Annotated in this window: 16 protein-coding genes; 8 read left to right on the top strand and 8 right to left on the bottom strand. The window is 60.5% G+C overall.

Annotation, left to right across the window (positions count from 1 at the left end):
* The first annotated feature begins 4 nt into the window (after positions 1–4).
* From BLP23_RS22975 to BLP23_RS22960, 4 genes are all read left to right on the top strand, one after another.
* The gene (locus BLP23_RS22975; protein ID WP_092587095.1) at positions 5–757 is read left to right on the top strand and encodes a FadR/GntR family transcriptional regulator; all 753 of its coding nucleotides are present in this window, start codon (positions 5–7) and stop codon (positions 755–757) included.
* Positions 758–833: 76 nt separating this feature from the next.
* Positions 834–2,198 (top strand): bifunctional UDP-N-acetylglucosamine diphosphorylase/glucosamine-1-phosphate N-acetyltransferase GlmU, encoded by a 1,365-nt coding sequence (glmU, locus tag BLP23_RS22970; protein WP_092587094.1) that lies wholly within the window; start codon positions 834–836, stop codon positions 2,196–2,198.
* 95 nt (positions 2,199–2,293) lie between these two features.
* Positions 2,294–4,120 (top strand): glutamine--fructose-6-phosphate transaminase (isomerizing), encoded by a 1,827-nt coding sequence (gene glmS / locus BLP23_RS22965; protein ID WP_092587093.1) that lies wholly within the window; start codon positions 2,294–2,296, stop codon positions 4,118–4,120.
* Positions 4,121–4,236: 116 nt separating this feature from the next.
* Positions 4,237–4,968: a DUF502 domain-containing protein gene (locus BLP23_RS22960; protein WP_092587092.1), complete on the top strand. Its 732-nt coding sequence runs from the start codon at positions 4,237–4,239 to the stop codon at positions 4,966–4,968.
* Here the strand turns inward: BLP23_RS22960 and recG are convergent.
* The gene (gene recG, locus BLP23_RS22955; protein ID WP_092587091.1) at positions 4,924–7,029 is read right to left on the bottom strand and encodes an ATP-dependent DNA helicase RecG; all 2,106 of its coding nucleotides are present in this window, start codon (positions 7,027–7,029) and stop codon (positions 4,924–4,926) included. The two genes, BLP23_RS22960 and recG, sit on opposite strands and share 45 nt — an antisense overlap.
* A 91-nt stretch (positions 7,030–7,120) precedes the next feature.
* Here recG and BLP23_RS22950 point away from each other — a divergent pair, with 91 nt between their 5' ends.
* Both BLP23_RS22950 and mfd read left to right on the top strand, forming a co-directional pair.
* Entirely contained in the window at positions 7,121–7,438 is a 318-nt protein-coding gene (locus BLP23_RS22950) for an FAD assembly factor SdhE (RefSeq protein ID WP_092587338.1), read from the top strand.
* Positions 7,435–10,941: a transcription-repair coupling factor gene (gene mfd, locus BLP23_RS22945; protein ID WP_092587090.1), complete on the top strand. Its 3,507-nt coding sequence runs from the start codon at positions 7,435–7,437 to the stop codon at positions 10,939–10,941. The genes BLP23_RS22950 and mfd overlap by 4 nt, the downstream gene beginning before the upstream one ends.
* 6 nt (positions 10,942–10,947) lie before the next feature.
* Here the strand turns inward: mfd and BLP23_RS22940 are convergent, their stop codons facing one another.
* Both BLP23_RS22940 and BLP23_RS22935 read right to left on the bottom strand, forming a co-directional pair.
* Complete coding sequence (locus BLP23_RS22940) at positions 10,948–11,619, bottom strand: DsbA family oxidoreductase (RefSeq protein ID WP_092587337.1); 672 nt, start codon at positions 11,617–11,619, stop codon at positions 10,948–10,950.
* A 90-nt stretch (positions 11,620–11,709) separates the two neighbouring features.
* Positions 11,710–13,512 carry an extracellular solute-binding protein gene (locus BLP23_RS22935; RefSeq protein WP_092587336.1) on the bottom strand — a complete coding sequence of 601 codons (1,803 nt, stop codon included), beginning with the start codon at positions 13,510–13,512 and terminating at the stop codon, positions 11,710–11,712.
* Positions 13,513–13,783: 271 nt separating this feature from the next.
* Here BLP23_RS22935 and BLP23_RS22930 point away from each other — a divergent pair, with 271 nt between their 5' ends.
* The gene (locus BLP23_RS22930; RefSeq protein WP_039844866.1) at positions 13,784–14,425 is read left to right on the top strand and encodes an invasion associated locus B family protein; all 642 of its coding nucleotides are present in this window, start codon (positions 13,784–13,786) and stop codon (positions 14,423–14,425) included.
* A 116-nt stretch (positions 14,426–14,541) separates the two neighbouring features.
* On the opposite strand, the gene hspQ is transcribed toward BLP23_RS22930, so the two are convergent.
* The 3 genes from hspQ to BLP23_RS22915 form a co-directional block, all read right to left on the bottom strand.
* Complete coding sequence (gene hspQ / locus BLP23_RS22925; protein WP_022715579.1) at positions 14,542–14,871, bottom strand: heat shock protein HspQ; 330 nt, start codon at positions 14,869–14,871, stop codon at positions 14,542–14,544.
* A 150-nt stretch (positions 14,872–15,021) separates the two neighbouring features.
* Positions 15,022–16,431, bottom strand: a complete 1,410-nt coding sequence (gene glnA / locus BLP23_RS22920) for a type I glutamate--ammonia ligase (protein ID WP_022715580.1) — start codon at positions 16,429–16,431, stop codon at positions 15,022–15,024.
* 59 nt (positions 16,432–16,490) lie between these two features.
* Positions 16,491–16,829 (bottom strand): P-II family nitrogen regulator, encoded by a 339-nt coding sequence (locus BLP23_RS22915; protein WP_003539626.1) that lies wholly within the window; start codon positions 16,827–16,829, stop codon positions 16,491–16,493.
* Between the two features lie 345 nt (positions 16,830–17,174).
* On the opposite strand from BLP23_RS22915, the gene BLP23_RS22910 reads away from it, so the two are divergent.
* Positions 17,175–18,650 (top strand): NAD(P)H-hydrate dehydratase, encoded by a 1,476-nt coding sequence (locus tag BLP23_RS22910; protein WP_092587089.1) that lies wholly within the window; start codon positions 17,175–17,177, stop codon positions 18,648–18,650.
* Positions 18,651–18,658: 8 nt separating this feature from the next.
* Here BLP23_RS22910 and BLP23_RS22905 read toward each other — a convergent pair whose 3' ends face one another.
* Both BLP23_RS22905 and uvrA read right to left on the bottom strand, forming a co-directional pair.
* Positions 18,659–19,465, bottom strand: coding sequence for a DUF72 domain-containing protein (locus tag BLP23_RS22905; RefSeq protein WP_092587088.1), 807 nt, complete (start codon positions 19,463–19,465; stop codon positions 18,659–18,661).
* Positions 19,466–19,512: 47 nt separating this feature from the next.
* Complete coding sequence (gene uvrA / locus BLP23_RS22900) at positions 19,513–22,437, bottom strand: excinuclease ABC subunit UvrA (RefSeq protein ID WP_092587087.1); 2,925 nt, start codon at positions 22,435–22,437, stop codon at positions 19,513–19,515.
* Positions 22,438–22,656: the final 219 nt, after the last annotated feature.

Raw genomic sequence — 22,656 nt, 5'->3', positions numbered from 1 at the left:
CTTGTTGCGCAACCGTTTGCTTGAGACACGAAGGACCGGCCGGAAATCCCGCACGAGCCACGCGCAGGTCGTGGACGAGCTGGGCAAGGCCATCGTCGCCGGAACCTATCCAGTCGGCTCGATTTTGCCCGGTGACGTCGAGCTCGCCCAGCGCTTCAAGGTCTCCCGCACCGTCCTTCGCGAAACGATGAAGACGCTTGCAGCCAAGGGCATGGTTGTTGCCAAGGCTCGCGTGGGCACGCGTGTGACGGAGAAGAACCTCTGGAACATGTTCGACAGCGAGATCATCGCCTGGCACTTCGATCACGGCGTCACCGAAGAATTCCTCCTGCAACTCTACGACATCCGTCTTGCTGTGGAACCTTTCGCCGCGGGCCTTGTGGCAGAACGCGCAAACGAAGATGACATCGCGACGCTGCGTGCATTGGCGCTCGATATGGCTGCGCCCGGCCACACGACGGAGAGCCTTGCGCTCGCCGACCTGAGATTCCATCTCGCCGTTGCGGATGCTTCCCACAACCCATTCATGCGCACGCTCGGAAGTTTGATCGAGGCGGCCCTCGTCGGCATGTTCCGCCTGAGTACGCCGCCATCGCAGAACGGTTTTGCCAACATCGCCGACACGCATATGCGCATAGTCGATGCGATCGTCGCCGGCGACGTTGCCGGCGCCCGCAAGGCGATGGAGGATGTTATCGTTGAAGGCCGCAAACATGTGCGTGACGCCTATGCGGCGTTCTCCGAGGTTCCCGCCTGATCCAAATTCATCTTTGTCGCCGGTTCGCCTTGCTGCTATGAGGCAGAGCTGAACAAAGGATTCCCGGAGCCTGCCCATGGAACGCACCTGCCTTGCCGTCATTCTTGCCGCCGGCGACAGCACACGCATGAAATCCTCGAAATCGAAGGTGCTGCATCCGGTCGCCAACCGGCCGATGATCGCACATGTCGTGGACGCCGTGGCGAAGGCCGGCATTTCGTCGGTCGCTCTCGTCGTCGGGCGTGATGCCGACGAAGTCTCGAGGGCCGCCAGAACCGGCGGCGTCGCGGTCGAAGCACACTTGCAGAAGGAGCGCCTCGGAACCGGACATGCAGTTCTTGCGGCACGCGAAGCGATCGCTCGCGGCTACGACGATATCCTGGTGACGTATGGCGATGTCCCGTTACAGACCGAAGGGCCGCTGAAGGCGGCGCGCCAGGGACTGGCTGAGGGCAGCGACATCGTCGTCATCGGCTTCCATACGAGCAAGCCCACAGGTTACGGCCGGTTACTCGTCAAGGACGGCGAATTGATTGCGATCCGCGAGGAGAAGGACGCGACCGATGCGGAGCGCGCCGTCAAATGGTGCAATAGTGGCCTGATGGCGATCAACGGCCGCAAGGCGCTCGATCTCCTTGCGCGCATTGAAAACAGCAACGCCAAAGGCGAATACTATCTCACGGACCTCGTCGAGATTGCCCGCTCGCTCGGCGGTCGGGTAACGGCCGTCGACGCGCCGGAAGTGGAAATGACCGGCTGCAACAACAGGGCAGAACTCGCGGCGATCGAGCGTTTCTGGCAGGAGCGTCGCCGCCACGAATTGATGATCTCCGGCGTGACGATGATCGCCCCCGAAACGGTTTTCCTGTCGCACGACACCGTCATCGGCCAGGATGCGCTGATCGAGCCGAACGTCGTCTTCGGTCCGGGCGCGGTGATCGACGGCGGCGCGGTGATCCATGCTTTCTCCCATATCGAAGGCGCGCATGTGAGCGTCGGTGCGACGGTCGGTCCCTTTGCACGCCTGCGGCCGGGCGCCGATCTCGGCGAGAGATCTAAGGTCGGCAACTTTTGCGAGGTAAAGAACGGGCAGATCGGTGAGGGCGCCAAGGTCAACCACCTGACCTATATCGGCGATGCGGTCATCGGCGCCGGGGCCAATATCGGCGCGGGCACGATCACCTGCAATTATGACGGCGTGAACAAGCACGAGACTCGCATCGGCGCCAACGCCTTCATCGGCTCTAACAGTGCGCTGGTTGCTCCGGTCAGCATTGGCGACGGCGCCTATATTGCGTCGGGGAGCGTCATCACCCACAATGTCCCTGCCGAGGCGCTCGCTTTCGGCCGTGCGCGCCAGGAAATGAAACCGGAGCGCGCCAAGGCGATCCGCGAGCGCGCACAGGCAATCAAAGCCGCAAAGCAAGCCAAGACTGAGTAACGGCCGGAAATCGAAAGTGACCGGCTGACCGATTGAGAAATAACAGATAATCGGTAGGACTGGCTCGTTATTATCGAAGCGTTGGGGACATTTTCATGTGCGGTATTGTGGGGATCGTCGGCAGTCAGCCGGTCGCGGAACGTTTGGTTGATGCGCTGAAGCGGCTCGAATATCGAGGTTACGATTCGGCGGGCGTCGCGACGATCCACGAGGGCGTGATGAGCCGCCGCCGCGCCGAGGGCAAACTCTTCAATCTCGAGAAGTGCCTCGAGGTCGAGCCGCTGCCCGGTACGACCGGCATCGCCCATACGCGCTGGGCAACGCACGGCGTTCCGAACGAGACCAATGCGCACCCGCATTTCGTCGAGGGCGTGGCGGTCGTCCACAACGGCATCATCGAAAACTTCTCGGACCTGCGTGACGAGCTCAACGCAGAAGGTGCCGTCTTCGAAAGCCAGACCGACACCGAAGTCATCGCCCACTTGATGGCGAAATACCTACGCGAAGGGCTTGAGCCCCGCGCTGCCATGCTGAGGATGCTGAACCGCGTGACGGGCGCTTACGCGCTCGTCGTCATGCTTCAGAGCGATCCGGGTACGTTGCTGGCTGCGCGTTCCGGCCCGCCGCTTGCTATCGGCTTCGGCAAGGGCGAAATGTTCTTGGGCTCGGATGCAATTGCTCTTTCGCCCTTCACCAACGAAATCACCTATCTCGTTGACGGCGACTGCGCGGTCATCACCCGCGACGGTGCGACCATCGTCGATTTCTCCGGCAACCCGCTAAACCGCCCGCGGCAGATATCGCAGGCGACGGCGTATGTCGTCGACAAGGGCAATCATCGTCACTTCATGGAGAAGGAAATCTATGAGCAGCCGGAGGTCATCTCCCACGCGCTCAGCCACTACATGAATTTTGCCGAGAACATGATTGGTGCCAATGCGTCGCAGATTGATTTCAAGACAGTCAGCGGCCTCGCAATCTCGGCCTGCGGCACCGCCTATCTCGCCGGTCTGATCGGCAAATACTGGTTCGAGCGTTATGCCCGTCTGCCGGTCGAGATCGATGTCGCCTCGGAATTCCGTTATCGCGAAATGCCGCTGCAGCCGTCCCAGGCGGCACTCCTCATCTCGCAATCTGGCGAAACCGCAGACACGCTAGCCTCGCTCCGTTACTGCAAGGACAACGGCCTGAAGATCGGCGCCGTGGTCAATGTGCAGGAGTCGACGATCGCGCGCGAATCCGATGCCGTCTACCCGATCATGGCCGGTCCTGAGATCGGAGTTGCTTCGACGAAGGCCTTCACCTGCCAGCTGGCCGTCCTCGCGTCGCTGGCGATCGGTGCCGGCAAGGCGCGAGGCACCGTCAGCGCCGATGAGGAAAAGGGGCTCGTCCGGCAGCTCGCCGAAATGCCGCGAATCATGAGCCGTGTGCTTAACCTCGTCCAGCCGCAGATGGAAAGCCTCTCACGCGAACTCTCCAAGTGCCGCGACGTGCTTTATCTCGGCCGCGGCACCAGCTTCCCGCTGGCGATGGAAGGTGCGCTGAAGCTCAAGGAGATCTCCTATATCCATGCGGAAGGGTATGCGGCGGGCGAGTTGAAGCACGGGCCGATCGCGCTGATCGACGAGAACATGCCGGTCATCGTAATCGCGCCTTACGACCGGTTCTTCGAAAAGACCGTTTCGAACATGCAGGAAGTCGCAGCCCGCGGCGGCCGGATCATCTTCATCACCGACGAAGCAGGTGCTGCTGCCTCCAAGCTGCCGACAATGGCGACGATCGCGCTTCCGAACGTCCCTGAGATCATCGCGCCAATGATCTTCTCGCTGCCGATCCAACTGCTCGCCTACCACACCGCCGTCTTCATGGGCACGGATGTCGACCAGCCACGAAACCTTGCAAAATCGGTCACGGTGGAGTGAATCGGAAAGCCGCCGGAAGGCTTGTGAAAGGAGCCGAATTCTGGCAGCTTCGTTTGAGGTGCGGGGGAGCGCCTGATCACGACAGCCGGTAGATTCAAGGGAGTTCATCGCGAGCGATGACGCACAAACTACCCCGATTGCCGATAGCGACCCGCATGAGAAACAACTTCCTTGCGGGCCTTATCATCTGTGCTCCGATTGCGATCACGCTGTGGCTGACATGGTCCGTCGTCCGGTGGGCTGACAGCTGGGTGAAGCCCTACATTCCGGCGCGTTACGATCCGGACAGCTACCTGAATTTCGCCGTACCCGGCTCCGGCCTGGTGATCGCGATGATCTTCATCACCATCATCGGTTTTCTCGGCAAGAACCTCATCGGCCAGACCATCGTGCAGTTCGGCGAGTCGGTGGTGCGCCGCGTGCCGCTGGTGCGCAGCATCTACAGGAGCGTAAAGCAGATATTCGAGACGGTGCTGGAGGAACGGAGCAATTCCTTCAAGAAAGTAGGCCTCATCGAGTATCCGAGCCCCGGGCTCTGGGCGCTGGTGTTCATCGCAACCGATGCAAAGGGCGAGATCGCTTCGAAGTTCAATGCTATGGGCCAGGATATGGTGAGCGTGTTCCTGCCGCCGACGCCAATACCGACCGCGGGCTTTCTGATCTTCGTGCCGCGCGAAAAGATCGTCGTGCTCGACATGAGCGCAGAAGACGGGGCCAAGCTGCTCGTCTCCGGCGGCCTCGTGGCGCCAGACTTTCCGGCCAAGCCGTCCAAGGAGCCGGCGGTTCCGGGAAAACCGAGACTGCTAGCCCGCGCGAAGAAAGCGGATCGCTTCGTCGCGCCGGAATAGATAGAGCAGGGTACGGAACGCAGCACCGCGTTCGCTCGTAAGTTCAGGGTCGCGCTCGATCAGATAGGCGGCATCCCTTCGTGCGATCTCCAGAAGGTCGGCATGCGCTTCGAGGCTCGCGATCCGGAAGCCGGGCGTGCCGGATTGGCGGGTGCCGAGCAGTTCGCCTTCGCCGCGCAACTTCAAGTCTTCTTCGGCAATCCGGAAGCCGTCCTCCGTCTCCCGCATGATCGAAAGTCGCGCATGGCCGGTTTCGCCAAGCGGGCCTTTGTAGAGCAGAATGCAGGTCGAAGCTTCGTCGCCGCGGCCGACGCGACCGCGAAGCTGATGGAGCTGCGCGAGACCGAAGCGTTCGGCATGCTCGATCACCATTATCGTCGCATCCGGCACGTCGACGCCCACTTCGACGACGGTCGTCGCCACCAGCAGTCTGAGGTCGCTGTTCTTGAACGCCATCATCACGGCATCTTTCTCCGGTCCGCTCATGCGGCCGTGGATGAGGCCGATGCCCGGTCCGAGCGTTGAGACCAGTGTCGCATGCCGCTCTTCGGCGGACATGAGGTCGAGTTCTTCGGATTCTTCGACCAGCGGGCAGATCCAATAGGCCTTCTTGCCTTCGGCAAGCACGCTCTGCAGCCGCTCTACGATTTCCCCGGTCCGTTCACTCGGTATGGTGATCGTCTGGATCGGCTTGCGGCCGGCGGGTTTCTCGGTGAGCTTCGAGACATCCATGTCGCCGAAGGCGGCAAGCACCAGCGTGCGTGGAATGGGTGTTGCCGTCATCACCAGCATGTGCGGCGAGATGCCCTTCGCCGTCAGCCGCAGCCGCTGGTGCACGCCGAAGCGATGCTGCTCGTCGACGACTGCCAGCATTAGGTTCTTGTAATTGACGCTCTCCTGGAAGAGCGCATGCGTGCCGATGATAACTTGGGCCTCGCCGGAAGCGATGCGTCCCAGGACATCGTCGCGCTCGCGTCCCTTGGTGCGGCCCGTCAGGACCTCGATACCGAGACCGGCAGAAGCGGCGAATTTGGACATCGTCGCGTAGTGCTGACGCGCGAGAATTTCGGTTGGAGCCATCAGAACGGCCTGTCCGCCGCACTCGATCACCGCGGCCATTGCCATCAGCGCCACCAGCGTCTTGCCGGAGCCGACATCGCCCTGCAGCAGCCGCAGCATGCGATCTTCGCCAGCCATGTCCTTCAGGACGTCGGCGATTGCTTCCGTTTGGCTGCGTGTGGGCGAGAAGGGCAGCGCCTGCAGGATCTTGCCGCTGATTCTGCCGGTGGGATGGACCGGCTGCCCGGGAACCTTGCGAAGCCGCTGGCGTACCAGCGCGAGCGATAACTGTCCGGCAAGGAACTCGTCATAGGCGAGCCTTCGCCGCGCAGGGGCTTGCGGATCGACGTCCTCTGCATCGCGGGGTTCATGCAGCATATGGAAGCTGTCGGCGATCGAAGGTAGCCCCTGTGCCCGAGCCAGCGAAAGATCGATCCACTCCGGCAGTTCCGGCATACGCAACACCGCCGCCTCGATGATTTTGTGCAGCGTTTTTGGTGAGAGCCCGGCGGTGAGGGGGTAGACCGGTTCGACGAGCGGCAGGCTCTCCGTATCGCCTGCCTTTACGATGTAGTCCGGATGCACCATTGTCGCCCGGCCGTTGAACCAGTCGATCTTGCCGCTGACGGTGACCTCCTCGTCGATCGGAAGCTGCTTGTCCAGCCATGCCGCCTGTCCGCGGAAGAAGACGAGGCTGAGTTCGCCCGTCTCGTCGTGCAGGAAGACGCGGTAGGGGATATTGCTCTTGCCCCTTGGCGGGGGCTGGTGTCGGTCAACCCGCGCCGTGATCGTCACAATCGCACCTTGCGGCGCGCGCGCAATTCCCGGCTGGTTGCGCCGATCGATCAGCGAATGCGGCGCATGAAAGAGCAGGTCGATGATCCGCGTGTCGTCCGGTGTCTCGCGTCCAAGCAGCTTCACCAGCAGCTCGGCAATCTTCGGACCGACGCCCGAAAGAGCCGAAACGGGGGAAAACAACGGATCGAGGATGGTGGGACGCATGCTGCAAAATGCGATGAAGAATAGGGCATTGGCAAGGCTGACAAGCCGCTTTCGAGGGGCTATAGAGGCGCATCAACAGGAAGGTGATGCCATGACAGGTGTGACACTCTCGAGTGCCGGTCTCGACCCGCGCCGCCGACGCATATTGTTCCGCTGTTGGCATCGCGGGCTGCGCGAGATGGATCTGGTGTTCGGCCAGTTCGCCGAAGCCGAGGTGGCGACGCTGTCCGAAGCAGAGCTCGACGAGCTCGAAACCATCATGGGCGAGGAAGATAACGACCTTCTGCGCTGGGTTATGGGCACATGGCCCGTGCCGGAGCGCTTTCAAACCCCGATGTTCCAACGCCTCTCAGCCTTCAAGCCGAATTTCGAATACCCGACCGACGCCGCATCCAGGAAGCCGGAATGATCCCAGGATTTGATGCAAGCAAGCTCGCAGCCGCCGCCGAGGCGCTGACGATCGGCAATGTGCCGTCCGGCCTGGAACCGCTCCTGCTTGCCGAATTGGCACGCGCTGGCGGGCCGGTCGCCTATGTGCTTTCCGACGGGCAGCGCATGGCCGACCTGGAGCAAATGCTCGGCTTTGTCGCGCCCGACATTCCGGTCCTTACGCTGCCCGCCTGGGACTGCCTGCCCTACGACCGCGTTTCTCCCAGCGCCGATACCTCGGCCCGCCGCCTGACGGCACTGAGTGGCCTGATCGCCCATCGCAAGAAGCCACATGCGGCAATCGTGCTCGTTACCGTCAACGCAATGCTGCAGAAGGTGGCGCCGCAAGATGTGATCGAGAGCCTGGCATTCTCGGCGCGCCCCGGCAACCAGGTGCGCATGGACGACCTCGCCGGCCGTCTGGAGCGCAACGGCTTCGACCGGGTCGCGACGGTTCGCGAGGTCGGCGAATATGCGGTGCGCGGCGGCATCCTCGATGTGTTCGTTCCGGGCTCCGAAGAGCCGGTCCGCCTCGATTTCTTTGGAGATACGCTGGAGAGTATCCGCAGCTTCGATCCGGCAAGCCAGCGCACGACCGGGCAGGGGCGTTCTCTCGATCTCAACCCGATGAGCGAAGTGACGCTGACGCCAGATACAATCAGCCGCTTCCGCAAGAATTATCTCTCGGCCTTTGGCGCCGCGACCCGCGACGACGCGCTTTATCTCGCCGTTTCCGAAGGGCGCCGCTATCCCGGCATGGAGCACTGGCTGCCGCTTTTCTACGAGAAGCTGGAGACTGTCTTCGATTACCTGAAGGGTTTTCGGATGGTCACGGATCATACCGTGCGTGAGGCCGCCGACGAGCGCTCGAAGCTCGTCCTCGACTACTTCGATGCCCGCCTCAACTCAGGCCAGCAGGTCAAGGGCCAGATGGCGCAGGGAACACCCTATAAGCCTGTGACGCCCGGTCAGCTTTATCTCGACAGTGAAATCTTTGCGAAGACTCTGGATGCGTTCAATACCATACGTATTTCGCCCTTCAATGAGCACGAGGGCGAGGCAAGGCGCGTCGTCAATATTGGTGCGCGCCAAGGCGAGCGCTGGGCGCGGGCGAATGCCGAAGGCGGCGGCAATGCCGAGCGAGTCAACATCTTCGATGTTGTCGTCAAGCATATCGCCGAAAGACGGGCAGGCGGCGCTAAGGTTCTCATTACCGCCTGGACGGAAGGTTCGCTTGAACGCCTGCTGCAGGTGCTGAACGAACATGGCCTGGAACGCGTCAAGCCGGTCGAAGCGTTGAAGGCCGTCTATTCGCTGGACAGGGGCGAGGCAGCGGCAGCCGTGCTCAGCCTCGAGTCGGGCTTCGAGATGGGTGACCTCATCGTCATCGGCGAGCAGGACATTCTCGGCGACCGCATGGTTCGCCGCACGAAGCGCCGTAAGCGCGCTGCCGATTTCATTTCGGAAGTTGCGGGTCTAGACGAAGGTTCGATCGTCGTTCACGCCGAACACGGCATCGGCCGTTTCGTCGGCCTGAAGACAATCGAGGCGGCCGGCGCGCCGCATGCCTGTCTGGAGCTGCAATATGCCGATGACGCCAAGCTCTTCCTGCCGGTCGAAAACATCGATCTGCTGTCACGTTATGGCGGTGAGGGAACCGAAGCCCAGCTGGACAGGCTCGGCGGCGGCGCATGGCAGATGCGCAAGGCGAAACTCAAGAAGCGCCTGCTCGACATGGCGGACGCGTTGATCCGGATTGCCGCCGAGCGTTTGACCCGCCACGCGCCGGTGCTGGCGACACAGGAAGGGCTTTACGACGAGTTTGCGGCCCGCTTCCCCTACGATGAGACGGAAGATCAGGACAATGCCATCGAGGCGGTGCGCGGCGACCTTGCCGCCGGACGCCCGATGGATCGCCTCGTCTGCGGCGACGTCGGGTTCGGCAAGACGGAAGTTGCCCTGCGCGCCGCCTTCATCGCGGCGATGAACGGAATTCAGGTCGCCGTCGTCGTGCCGACAACGCTACTCGCGCGGCAGCATTTCAAGACCTTTATCGAGCGCTTCCGTGGCCTGCCGGTGCGTATCCAGCAGGCCTCGCGCCTTGTCGGTTCGAAGGAACTCGCGCTTACGAAGAAGGAGGTGGCCGATGGAAAGACCGATATCGTCGTCGGAACGCACGCGCTGCTCGGCGCCGGCATCAAATTCGCCAATCTCGGCCTCCTCATCATCGACGAGGAGCAGCATTTCGGTGTGAAGCACAAGGAACGATTGAAGGAGCTGAAGAGCGACGTCCACGTGCTGACACTTTCGGCAACGCCGATTCCGCGCACGCTGCAGCTGGCGATGACCGGCGTTCGCGAGCTGTCGCTGATCACAACACCGCCGGTCGACCGCATGGCGGTGCGTACCTTCATTTCGCCCTTCGACAGCCTCGTCATCCGCGAGACGCTGATGCGCGAGCATTATCGCGGCGGCCAGAGCTTCTACGTCTGTCCGCGCTTGGCGGATCTCGAGGACGTGCATGCCTTCCTGCGGTCGGATGTTCCCGAGCTGAAGGTTGCCGTCGCCCATGGTCAGATGCCGGCGGGCGAACTCGAAGACGTCATGAATGCCTTCTACGAGGGCCGCTACGACGTGCTGCTTTCGACGACCATCGTCGAATCCGGCCTCGATGTCCCGACAGCCAACACGCTAATCGTCCACCGCGCCGACATGTTCGGTCTGGCGCAACTCTATCAGCTCCGCGGCCGCGTCGGCCGCTCGAAGGTCCGCGCCTTCGCGCTCTTCACGCTGCCGGTCAACAAGGTGCTGACGGCAACCGCCGAGCGTCGCCTCAAGGTGCTGCAGTCGCTGGATACGCTCGGCGCCGGCTTCCAGCTCGCCAGCCACGACCTCGATATCCGCGGGGCGGGCAACCTTCTGGGCGAGGAGCAGTCGGGCCATATCAAGGAAGTCGGCTTCGAGCTTTACCAGCAGATGCTGGAAGAGGCGGTCGCTGAGGTGAAGGGCGTGGACGAGATTCAGGATACCGGCTGGTCGCCGCAGATTTCGGTCGGGACGCCGGTGATGATCCCGGACGGCTACGTGCCGGACCTGCATCTACGCATGGCGCTCTATCGTCGCCTCGGCGAGATCACTGAGCTCAAGGAGATCGATGCCTTCGGCGCCGAAATGATCGACCGCTTCGGTCCGATGCCGATCGAAGTGCAGCATCTTTTGAAGATCGTCTACATCAAATCGCTTTGCCGCATCGCCAATGTCGAAAAGCTGGACGCCGGCCCGAAGGGTGTGGTCGTCCAATTTCGCAACAAGGAATTCCCGAACCCGGCAAACCTGGTCGGGTATATCGCCAAGCAGGGCACGATGGCGAAGATCCGTCCGGACCACAGCGTGTTTTTGACCCGCGACCTGCCGACGCCGGAAAAGCGGCTGCAGGGCGCGGCCGTCGTCATGGCGCAGCTGGCCGAAATGGCAAAGCCGTAGGGCCGATCAGTTCAGCCCGGCGCGCGTTTCCGCCTTCGCCTTGGCGATGTCGCGAAGCGCGCCTGCCAGCACGTCCGGCGTCTGAGCGCCGCTGACAGCGTATTGCTGGTCGAAGATGAAAAAGGGGACGCCGTTGACACCCATCTTCTGGGCCGCCTCGATCTCGGCAATCACCAGGTCACGGTCGGCATCCGAAGCAAGCAGGGAGGCGATGACTGCACGGTCGAGCCCGGCTTGCTCGGCGATGTCGAGCAATACGCCGTGATCTCCGACATTGCTGCCTTCCTCGAAGTTCGCCTTGAAGAGTGCGTTGACGACGCGGTCCTGCTTCTCGCGGTCCTCGACCATCGCCCAATGGATCAGGCGGTGCGCATCGAGTGTATTCGGCCCGATCTTGATCGCTTCGAAGTCGAAGTTGATGCCGACCTCGCGGCCGAAGTCGGTCAGCATCTTGTGGGCCTGCGCGACGCGCCCGGCGCCGCCGAGCTTTTGCTCCAGCGCTTCCTTCTGATCGACGCCTTCGGGCGGATAGTCGGGATTGAGGCGGTAGGGCCTCCAGTTGATGTCGACGCCCACTTCGCCCTGCACTTCTGCGATAGCAAGCTCAAGCCGCGCCTTGCCGAGGTAGCACCAGGGGCAGACGACATCCGATACGACGTCGATGGTTATACGTTCCATGGTGGTTCCTTTCATCGGTCCGAGGCTTCCCACGCCATCTATGCCCTGACGCGTCCGACTTCAACCAGGCAGGAAAAAGGAACCAGCTCCCTATTGCACGCTCTGATCCCACCAGGCCGGAAGCTGGTATCCATAAAGCGGCACAATGTCGGGACGGCCGAGCCGCTTGTTGCGTGCGACCCATTGCTGGTCGATATGGTAGAGAGGCAGTACATAATGGCCGGAACGAAGCAATCGGTCATACGACCTGACGGCGGCAGTGAAATCCTCGTCGGAGCGCGCGGTAAGAATATGCTTGATCGACGTATCGACATTCGGGTCGGCAACGCCTGCGAAACTTGAACTGCCCTCGCGGTCGCGCGCAGCCGAGGACCAATAGGAAAGCTGCTCGTTGCCGGGCGAGAGCGACGACACATAAGATTTTAGGATAACATCATAGTCGAAGCTATTGGTCCGGCTCTGATATTGCGAATCGTCCACTGTGCGGACCGAAGCGGCAATGCCCAAGGTTTGGAGCGAACGCTGGAAGGCGATCGCAAGTTTCTCCTGATCTGCATTCTGCGTCATGATCTCGAAGACAAGCGGCTTGCCGTTTGCGTCCGCCATCTTGCCGCTCTGGATCGAATAGCCGCCTTCCTTCAGCACCTGCACTGCCTTTTTCAGCACAGTGCGGTCGCGTCCGGAAGCATCGGTCACAGGCAGTTTGTAGGTGCCGTCGAGGATGGCAGGGTCGATCTTGTCTTTGATCGGGCCCAGCATGTCGAGTTCGCGGGCGTCGGCCGGAACGCCGAAGCTCGAGAGCTTCGAATTTTGCCAGAAGCTCTGCGTACGCTTGTAGGCACCGGAATAGAGCGTCTTGTTCGCCCATTCGAAATCGAAGATCAGCGAGAGTCCCTCTCGGACCTTGATGTTTGCGAATAGCGGCCGTCGCGTGTTGAAGACAAACCCGAACATGCCGCTCGGCAGCTTCGACTGGAACGTATCCTTGATCACGGCACCAGAAGAAACCGCCGGAAAATTATAGGCCGTCGCCCAGTGGCCGGGGCTGCCGTCGGGATAGACGTCGATATCGCCCTTCTTGAAGGCCTCGAAGAGCGTCGTGTCCTGAAGAAAATACTGAACGGTGATCTGGTCGTAATTGTCCATGCCGACCTTGGAGGGGATATCCTTGCCCCAATAGTTCGGGTCGCGTTCATAGGTGACACTCTCGCCGGGCTTCACCGTCTTGATCTTGTAAGGGCCGGAGCCGAGCGGCGGCACGAGAGACGTCCGGTCGAAGGTTTCGGGATCGATGGCATGCTTAGGCAGGACTGGAAAAAGCCCAAAGATCATCGGCGTTTCGCGGTCTGCCTTGTCATTGAAGGTGAAGCGCACGCTGCGCTCTCCGACCTTCTCCATCTTGGAGACAAGATTGAGACGATTCGCGAAGGGCACGCGTCCTTTGTCGCGCAGCAACTCGAAGGAGAACATGACGTCCTCGGCCGTCACCGGCTGGCCGTCGGACCACTTGGCTTTCGGATTGAGATTGAACTGGATGAACGTGCGACCCTCGTCCCATTCGACCGTTTCCGCAAGCAACCCATAAAGAGTGAAAGGTTCGTCCCGGGAGCGCAGCAGCAACGATTCGTAGACGAGGTTGCCATAGTCCGGATCCCACATGCCGCGCGCTGTTGTCCGCATGCTTTTCAGGATGAAGGGGTTGAGATTATCGAAGGTGCCGACGACGCCGTAGGTGATCTTGCCGCCTTTTTTCACGTCCGGGTTGACGTAGGAAAAATGCTTGTAATCCGGGGGTAGGGCAGGTTCTCCGTGCATAGCGATACCATGCAGCGGGCTGGCAGCAACGGCGCCGCAGAACAGCGTAAAGGCAAGAGGGAAAACAACCCGGAGCATGCTCAAATCCTTTCCGGCAAAAGGCACGATTCGGCCAAAGACTATCATGCACGGCAGGAAATCGAACATTCACATGCCGAAATCTTTCGGCGCATCCAGAAATTGCCAAAGAAATACTGGATATCTGGATCACCTCAATGTAACAGGTGGTCCCGGGTTTTGGGGGACATGCATTTGCCTTAATGTTTTTAGAGGTGGAATGCCGAATGACCCCGGTTGGAGAGGACGGCAGATCGCGGTCCCAAATGGGTATCAGGAGACAGAATCCGTTATGATGTTCAAGTCTGATAAGAAATTGCGGGCAGCTCTGTCCGTTCTGGCAGTAGCTTTCGGCGCCGCTTCGGCCCCGGTATCTTCCTTCGCGCAGGATGCACCCGCACAGGCCGCCGGCGCGCCGCGCCTTGGCTGGTACAAGACCTGCAGCAAGCAGGAAGACAACGATATCTGCGTCGTTCAGAACCTGATCCTCGCCAACGGCGGCCAGCTCGTCACGGCTGTCGGCCTTATCAGTATCTCCGGCAAGGTCAACCGCAAGATTCTGCAGGTATCCGTACCGACCGCTCGCCTGATTCCGCCGGGCATCATGATGCAGGTCGATAACAACAAGGGCCAGAAGCTCGATTATGCCGTCTGCCTGCCGGACAAGTGCACCGCCGAAATCCCGTTGACAGATGCGATGATCGCCGGCTTGAAGAAGGGCAGCGACGTGATCTTCACGTCGATCAATTTCCGCCGCGCGCCGAATCCGATCAAGATTTCGCTCGAAGGCTTTACCGGCGCCTATGATGGCGAAGCCGTTTCGCCGAACAAGCTCGCCGAAAGCCAGAAGAGCCTGCAGGACAGCATGCAGAAGAAGGCTGAAGAAGCCCGCAAGAAGCTCGAAGACGCGCAGAACGCCGCTAAGGCGCAGTAATACTGCCAGCTCGCAAGAGAATGAACAAGGACCCGGCCGTTGCGCCGGGTTTTTGTTGTTACGGGAAACAAAAACCCCGCCGGAGCGGGGTTTGAAATCATAATCGATTGCGCGCCTTAGTGGGCGAAGCTCATCTTGGGTTTGAGCTGGCCAGACGGCGCTTGATCGAAAATCTGGTAAACCTGCTGATTGCGAAGCGGAATGCCGCTTTCGTCATTCACCAGGTTCTGCTCGGAGACGTAAGCGACATATTCGTTTTCGTCATTTTCCGCGAGCAGGTGGTAGAAGGGCTGGTCCTTGTCAGGGCGGACGTCGGGAGGGATCGAGTTCCACCATTCTTCCGTATTCGCGAACTCCGGATCGACATCGAAGATGACGCCGCGAAATGGAAAAACCTTGTGCCGGACCACTTCACCGATACTGAATTTTGCTACTCTTTCTTTCATGGTACGACTTCCTTTCATCACCTGATCTGGTGATTGGGCCCGCTCAAATCAAGATTTTTGCGGGTCTTCGTCACATGAGTGTCATGTCGCCATCAGCCTCAGTGACAAGGAAGGAAGGCTCGGGCGGAACCGGAGCCTTCCGCTGAGCGATCAAGCCGAATAGTACATATCGTATTCGACCGGATGCGGGGTCATCTCGAAGCGCATCACCTCTGCCATCTTCAGCTCGATGAAGGCGTCGATCTGGTCGTCGTCGAAGACACCGCCGGCCGTCAGGAACTTGCGGTCCTTGTCCAGGCTTTCGAGGGCCTCACGCAACGAACCGCAAACCGTCGGGATCTTCTTCAATTCCTTCGGCGGTAGATCGTACAGATCCTTGTCCATGGCCTTGCCGGGATGGATCTTGTTTTTGATGCCGTCGAGACCGGCCATCAGCATGGCGGCGAAAGCGAGATACGGGTTGGCGGTCGGATCGGGGAAGCGGACCTCGACGCGCTTAGCCTTCGGGTTGGAGCCGAACGGAATGCGGCAGGAGGCCGAGCGGTTGCGGGCCGAATAGGCAAGCAGCACCGGTGCTTCGTAGCCCGGAACGAGACGCTTGTAGGAATTGGTCGACGGATTGGTGAAGGCGTTGATCGCCTTGGCATGCTTGATGATGCCACCGATGTAATAGAGGCAGGTCTCGGAAAGGCCGGCATATTCGTCACCGGCAAAGGTCGGCTTTCCGCCCTTCCAGATCGACTGGTGCACGTGCATGCCCGAGCCGTTGTCGCCGAAGATCGGCTTCGGCATGAAGGTTGCGGTCTTGCCGTAGGCGTTGGCAACCTGGTGCACGACGTACTTGTAGATCTGCATCTTGTCGGCGTTGCGGACGAGCGTGTCGAACTTGATGCCCAGTTCATGCTGGGCAGCGGCCACTTCATGGTGGTGCTTCTCGACGACGACGCCCATTTCGGCAAGCACCGTCAGCATTTCCGAGCGCATGTCCTGCGCGCTGTCGACCGGCGGGACCGGGAAGTAACCGCCCTTGACGCGCGGACGGTGGCCGAGGTTGCCGGTCTCGTAGTCGGTGTCGTCGTTCGACGGCAATTCGCTGCTGTCGAGCTTGAAGCCGGTATTGTAGGGATCGGCCTTGTATTTCACATCGTCGAAGACAAAGAATTCCGCTTCCGGACCAACGAAGATCGTGTCGCCGATCCCGGATGCCTTGAGGTAGGCCTCAGCCTTCTTTGCCGTGCCGCGCGGATCGCGATTATAGGCTTCGCCCGAAACCGGGTCGAGAATATCGCAGACAATGACCATGGTGGACTGGGCGAAGAACGGGTCCATGTGAACCGTTTCCGTGTCCGGCATCAGGACCATGTCGGACTCGTTGATGGCCTTCCAGCCGCCGATCGAGGAACCGTCGAACATGACACCGTCTGCGAACATATCCTCATCGACGCAGGAAACGTCCATCGTGACATGCTGCAGTTTGCCCTTGGGGTCGGTAAAGCGCAGATCGACGAACTTGACGTCGTTTTCTTTGATCTGCTTCAGAATTTCGTTCGCGGTCGCCATGAAATCTCCCTTTCATTTGCAATGACGATGAATAAATTCGCCGCGTCCGGCGAGCCGCCTTATATAGCGTCGATGCCGGTCTCGCCGGTACGGATTCGAATAACTTCTTCGACGTTGGATACGAAGATCTTCCCGTCTCCGATTCGGCCGGTCTGCGCGGCCTTGCGGATCGCGTCGATGACGGCTTCCGCATTCTCGTCGGCGAGCACGACCTCGACCTTCACCTTGGGCAGAAAGTCGACGACATATTCAGCGCCGCGGTAAAGTTCCGTATGGCCTTTCTGGCGACCGAAGCCCTTTGCTTCCGTGACAGTGATACCCTGCAGACCGACTTCCTGAAGGGCTTCCTTCACCTCGTCCAGCTTGAAAGGCTTAATGATCGCTTCGATCTTTTTCATGAGAAAATGACTCTCCGCTTCTCCCGTTAAAGCGGGCAAATTGCCGCTCGCGAGACATGATGCAGGTATCGTGCCAGTTCGCAACGCCGGAGAGCGAAAAAATATGTCAATTCCCCCCGAATTCGCGGCTTCTCGGCGCTTCTTGAGGCATTTTTTCCAGTAAAACCGGTTGGGATTGCTATCGGAAATTCAAAAATCGCGCAAAATCAGCAAAAATGTCGAGTGGCTCTCAATGCAACTATCGCACCTGAGATGCCCTTAAAACAGGCAAATGACTTAATTTTAAGCTGCACAACAGATCGGAAATCAGGTTGTTTTTTAGGCGCTTTTTGAATTGAATGGCGCATGGCAGAAAAACTGGGTGACCTACTCCTTACGCCTGCAGAAATGGCTGTCGTCGATGCCGCCACGGCCGAATCGGGCATTGCCTCTTTCGGGCTGATGTGGAGCGCGGGGGCGGCCGTCGCGGGTGCCGCGCTTCGGGTGTATCCCGGCGCACTGCGCTTCGCCGTTCTCTGCGGCCCCGGCAACAATGGCGGCGACGGATATGTCGCGGCCCGTCGCCTTGCGGAAAGCGGTGCCGGGGTTGCCGTCTTCCATCTCGGCGACCCGGCCAGGCTTCATGGCGATGCCGCGCGGGCAAAGGCCGAATGCGGGCTCGCCACGCAGCCGCTCGATGTCTATATTCCGAGGCCGGGCGATGTTGTTGTCGATGCGATCTTCGGGGCGGGCCTCGGACGGGATGTGCCGCCGCGGGTGCGTTCCGTCATCGAGCAGGTGACCGTCGCTACGGTTCCCGTCATTTCCGTCGACTTGCCATCCGGGCTCGACGGCCGCAGCGGCGAGGTGCTGGGTGCGGCATTCAAGGCGGCCCACACGATCACGTTCATGACCCGCAAACCCGGCCACTTGCTGATGCCCGGCAGGGAGCTTTGCGGCAGCGTCGAGGTTGCCGACATCGGCATTCCGGCGCGCATCATCAAGGCCAATTCGTCCGGCATGATTGCCGAAAACACTCCGGCCAAATGGGCGCACCTGCTGTCGTCTGCCAAACTGGAGACGCATAAATACAAGCGCGGACACCTTGCTGTTTTCTCAGGCGGCGCGGGTAAAACAGGGGCGGCGCGGATGTCTGCGATGGCCGGGCTGAAAGCCGGGGCCGGTCTCGTAACCATCGCCGCGCCAAGGGACGCGATGGCCGAAAACAGCGCCCATTTGACGGCTGTCATGCTGCATGTTGTCGGTGACGGGGTGGCCTTGCGCGACTGGCTGGCCGACGAGCGCCTGCAGACTTTCGTCCTCGGACCGGGCTTCGGAATCGGTGCAAAAACCAGAGACTTCACCGCCGCACTCAGCGGCCGCCATCTCGTGCTCGACGCAGACGGCATTACGTCGTTCAAGGACGACCCGCGAGAGCTTTTCAACCTCTTTGCGGAAGGAGAACCGCATCTCGTGCTGACGCCGCATGAAGGCGAGTTCGCACGCCTCTTTCCGGATATCGCGGCAGACAAGGGGCTCAGCAAAGTCGACAAGGCGCAGGCGGCTGCACAGCGCGCCAATGCTGCGATCGTCTACAAGGGCGCCGATACCGTTATCGCATCGCCGGATGGTCGGGCTCTGATCAACACGAACGCACCGGTCTGGCTTGCGACGGCTGGCTCAGGCGATGTCCTTTCCGGGGTGATCGGGGGGCTTCTGGCGCAGGGTTTGCCCGCATTCGAGGCTGCTGCATGTGGCGTCTACCTCCATGGCGAAGCCGGGCAGCGCGCCGGCAAGGGCCTGACGGCGGAAGATCTCGTGGCCCATGTGCAGCCGTTCTAGGCCGGCTGCTATCTCCCGACCTCTTCCTGAAGCGCGATCGCGCCGAACGGTGCATTGACCTTGCCTTCGTGGATCATGAAGGCAAAAACGTCGCGGGGCTCGCCCTTGACCTTCCGCTCCTTGTCGATCAGCGGCAGATCATCCGGCACCTTGCCCTCAGCCCAAGTCTCTAGGCGCTTGGCCCAGGCCCTCAGGTCCTTGGGAGCGTAGCAGGTCTTGATGTCGTCCGAACCCTTCTGCAGCCGGGCATAGACGAAATCCGCCGTGACGTCGGCGATCATCGGATAGTCGAAGTGCTCGGCGCAGACCGGCGCCACGCCGTATTTCGCCAGCAGCGCGATGAATTCCGGCACCTTGAAGGAATCATGGCGCACCTCAACCACATGCCGCAAAGGCAGGCCGTCCTGCTTGTCCGGCAAGAGTTTCAGGAAGGCTTCAAAATCCTCGGCATCGAACTTCTTGGTCGGCGCGAGCTGCCAGAGGATCGGACCGAGCTTGCCGCCAAGCTCGGTCAGGCCCTGCGTCAGGAAACGCTCCATGGATTCGCCCGCCTCGCCGAGCACGCGCCGGTTCGTGACGAAGCGGCTGGCCTTTAGCGAAAAGATGAAACCTTCCGGCACGTCGGATGCCCATTTAGCGAAGGTCTCTGGCTTCTGCGAACTGTAATAGGTGCCGTTAACCTCGATAACCTTCAACTGCCGGCTGGCATAATGCAGCTCATCCTTCTGCTTGAGATCGGATGGGTAGAAGTGGTCGCGCCAGGGCTCGAAAGTCCAGCCGCCGACGCCGACGCGGATGCTGCCGGATTTGCTCATGTGTTCCTCCCGTTGTTCCGCTGTCGCCAGAGCCCTTCGCGACACGCCTATTCCGCCGCCACAAAAGTCTTCTTCACCGGCCGGCGCTGCAGCAGTTCCTTCAGGAACTGGCCGGTATAGGACCGCGGCTCCTTGACGATCGCTTCCGGCGTGCCCGCCGCAACGATCTCGCCGCCGCCGTCGCCACCTTCCGGGCCGAAATCGAGCACCCAGTCGGCCGTCTTGATGACTTCCAGATTGTGCTCGATCACCACGACGGAATTGCCCTGGTTCACCAGCTCGTGCAGCATTTCGAGCAGCTTGGCGACGTCATGGAAGTGCAGGCCGGTCGTCGGTTCGTCGAGGATGTAGAGAGTCCGCCCCGTCGAGCGCTTCGACAGTTCCTTGGCTAGCTTGACGCGCTGGGCCTCGCCACCCGAAAGCGTGTTTGCCTGCTGACCGACCTTGATGTAGCCGAGGCCGACATCAAATAGCGACTGCAGCTTGTCGCGTACCCCCGGCACGGCACTGAAGAACTCCACACCTTCCTCGACAGTCATGTCGAGCACGTCCGAAATCGACTTGCCCTTGAAGGTCACGTCCAGCGTCTCGCGATTGTAGCGCTTTCCATGGCAGACATCGCAGGTGACATATACGTCTGGGAGGAAGTGCATTTCAATCTTGATGACGCCGTCCCCCTGGCAGGCTTCGCAGCGCCCGCCTTTGACGTTGAAGGAGAACCGGCCCGGCTGGTAGCCGCGCGCTTTCGCCTCCGGCAGGCCGGCGAACCAGTCGCGGATTGGCGTAAATGCGCCGGTGTAAGTTGCCGGGTTCGAACGCGGCGTTCGGCCGATCGGCGATTGATCGATATCGATTACCTTGTCGATGTGCTCGAAGCCGTCGATGCGATCATGATCGGCCGGAATTTCGCGCGCGCCCATCACGCGACGTGCGGCCGATTTGTAGAGCGTCTCTACCAGGAAGGTGGATTTGCCGCCCCCCGAAACGCCCGTCACGGCCGTGAAGACACCGAGCGGGATGGAGGCGGTGATGTTCTTCAGATTATTGCCGCGCGCGCCGACCACTTTGATCTCGCGGCCTTTTTTCGGCTTGCGCCGTTCCTCGGGCACCGGCACGCCGAGTTCGCCGGAGAGATATTTGCCGGTCAGCGATCTTGGGTTCGCCATGATGTCCTGCGGCGTGCCGTGTGCCACGATCTGGCCGCCATGCACGCCGGCTGCCGGACCGATGTCGACCACGTCGTCGGCCGTCAGGATCGCATCCTCGTCATGCTCGACGACGATCACCGTATTGCCGATATCGCGCAGGTGTTTCAGCGTGTCGAGCAACCGCGCATTGTCGCGTTGGTGCAGGCCGATCGACGGCTCGTCGAGAACGTAGAGCACGCCCGTCAGGCCCGAGCCGATCTGCGAGGCAAGACGGATGCGCTGGCTTTCGCCGCCCGACAATGTGCCGGAATTCCGCGACAGGCTGAGATATTCGAGGCCGACGTCGTTCAGGAAGCGCAGGCGGTCGCGGATTTCCTTCAGGATGCGGACTGCGATCTCATTCTGCTTGGCGGAGAAAGTTGCCGGAAGCGCCTCGAACCAGTCGCGTGCCACACGGATCGACATATCGGTGACCTGGCCGATATGCAGCTTGTTGATCTTCACTGCCAGCGTTTCCGGCTTCAGACGAAAGCCGTTGCAGGCCGGGCAGGGGGCTGCAGACATGAAGCGTTCGATTTCTTCGCGCGCCCAGGCGGAATCGGTTTCCTTCCAGCGGCGTTCAAGATTGGTGATGATGCCTTCGAAGCTCTTATGCGTGGTGTAGGAGCGTGCGCCGTCGGCATAGTGGAACTCGATCTTCTCGTCCGTGCCGTTCAGGATGACATCCTGTGCTTTTTCGGGCAGATCGTTCCAGCGGTTTCCGAGCTTGAAGCCGTAGTGTTTGCCGAGCGCTTCCAGCGTCTGATTATAGTAAGGGGAACTCGACTTTGCCCACGGCGCGATGGCGCCGTCGCGCAGCGTTCGCTCCGGTTCGGGGATGATCAGCGCCGCGTCGATCTTCTGCTGCGCGCCAAGGCCGTCACAGGTCGGGCAGGCACCGGCCGGATTGTTGAACGAAAAGAGGCGCGGCTCGATTTCCGGAATTGTGAAGCCGGAAACGGGGCAGGCGAATTTTTCCGAGAACAGCACGCGCTCATGTGTCTCGTTGAGCGATTTGTTGGCGGACCCACCCGCAGACGTTTCTTCCGGGGGCAGCGGCTTGTCGGCAAATTCTGCGATGGCGAGCCCTTCTGCGAGCTTCAGGGAGGTCTCGAAGCTGTCGGCAAGCCTAGACGCCATGTCGGGACGCACGACGATGCGGTCCACGACGACGTCGATGTCGTGCTTGTATTTCTTGTCGAGCGCCGGAACATCGGCGATCTCATAGAACTGGCCGTCGACCTTGACGCGCTGGAAGCCCTTTTTCATGAGCTCAGCCAGTTCCTTCTTGTATTCGCCCTTACGGCCGCGGACGATCGGCGCCAGAATATAAAGACGCGTGCCTTCCTCGAATTCGAGCACACGGTCGACCATTTGGCTGACGGTCTGGCTCTCGATCGGCAGACCGGTTGCCGGCGAATAGGGAACGCCGACACGCGCAAAGAGCAGGCGCATGTAGTCATAGATTTCGGTGACCGTGCCGACCGTCGAGCGAGGATTGCGCGAGGTCGTCTTCTGCTCGATCGAGATGGCCGGCGACAGGCCGTCGATCTGGTCGACATCCGGCTTCTGCATCATTTCCAGGAACTGGCGGGCATAGGCCGAAAGGCTTTCGACATAGCGGCGCTGGCCTTCGGCATAGATCGTGTCGAAGGCGAGCGACGACTTGCCGGACCCGGAAAGGCCGGTCATGACGATGAGTTTGTTGCGCGGCAGGTCGAGGTCGATGCCCTTGAGGTTGTGCTCGCGCGCACCGCGGATGGAAATCGTCTTAAGTTCACTCATCGTAATTTTGCTTCTGTGCTGGAGTAAGCCCCTTATTTAGTGATGCCGCCGGGCGAGTCGAGGCTGAATATCCATCTGTTGCGAGGTTTTCGATTCTGTTGACAGGATCATAACCATAAACTAGAACAAATAAAGAACAAAATTCCTTGTGGATGAACCGGCGATGGACGCGCATGGCCGGGGCTCTATAGTTTAAGGTACAGCGATTGTTTCAAGCGC

Origin of the sequence: Rhizobium mongolense subsp. loessense, assembly GCF_900099775.1 — a bacterium.
Lineage (GTDB): Bacteria > Pseudomonadota > Alphaproteobacteria > Rhizobiales > Rhizobiaceae > Rhizobium > Rhizobium loessense.
This window is presented reverse-complemented; position numbering and strand designations above follow the sequence as displayed.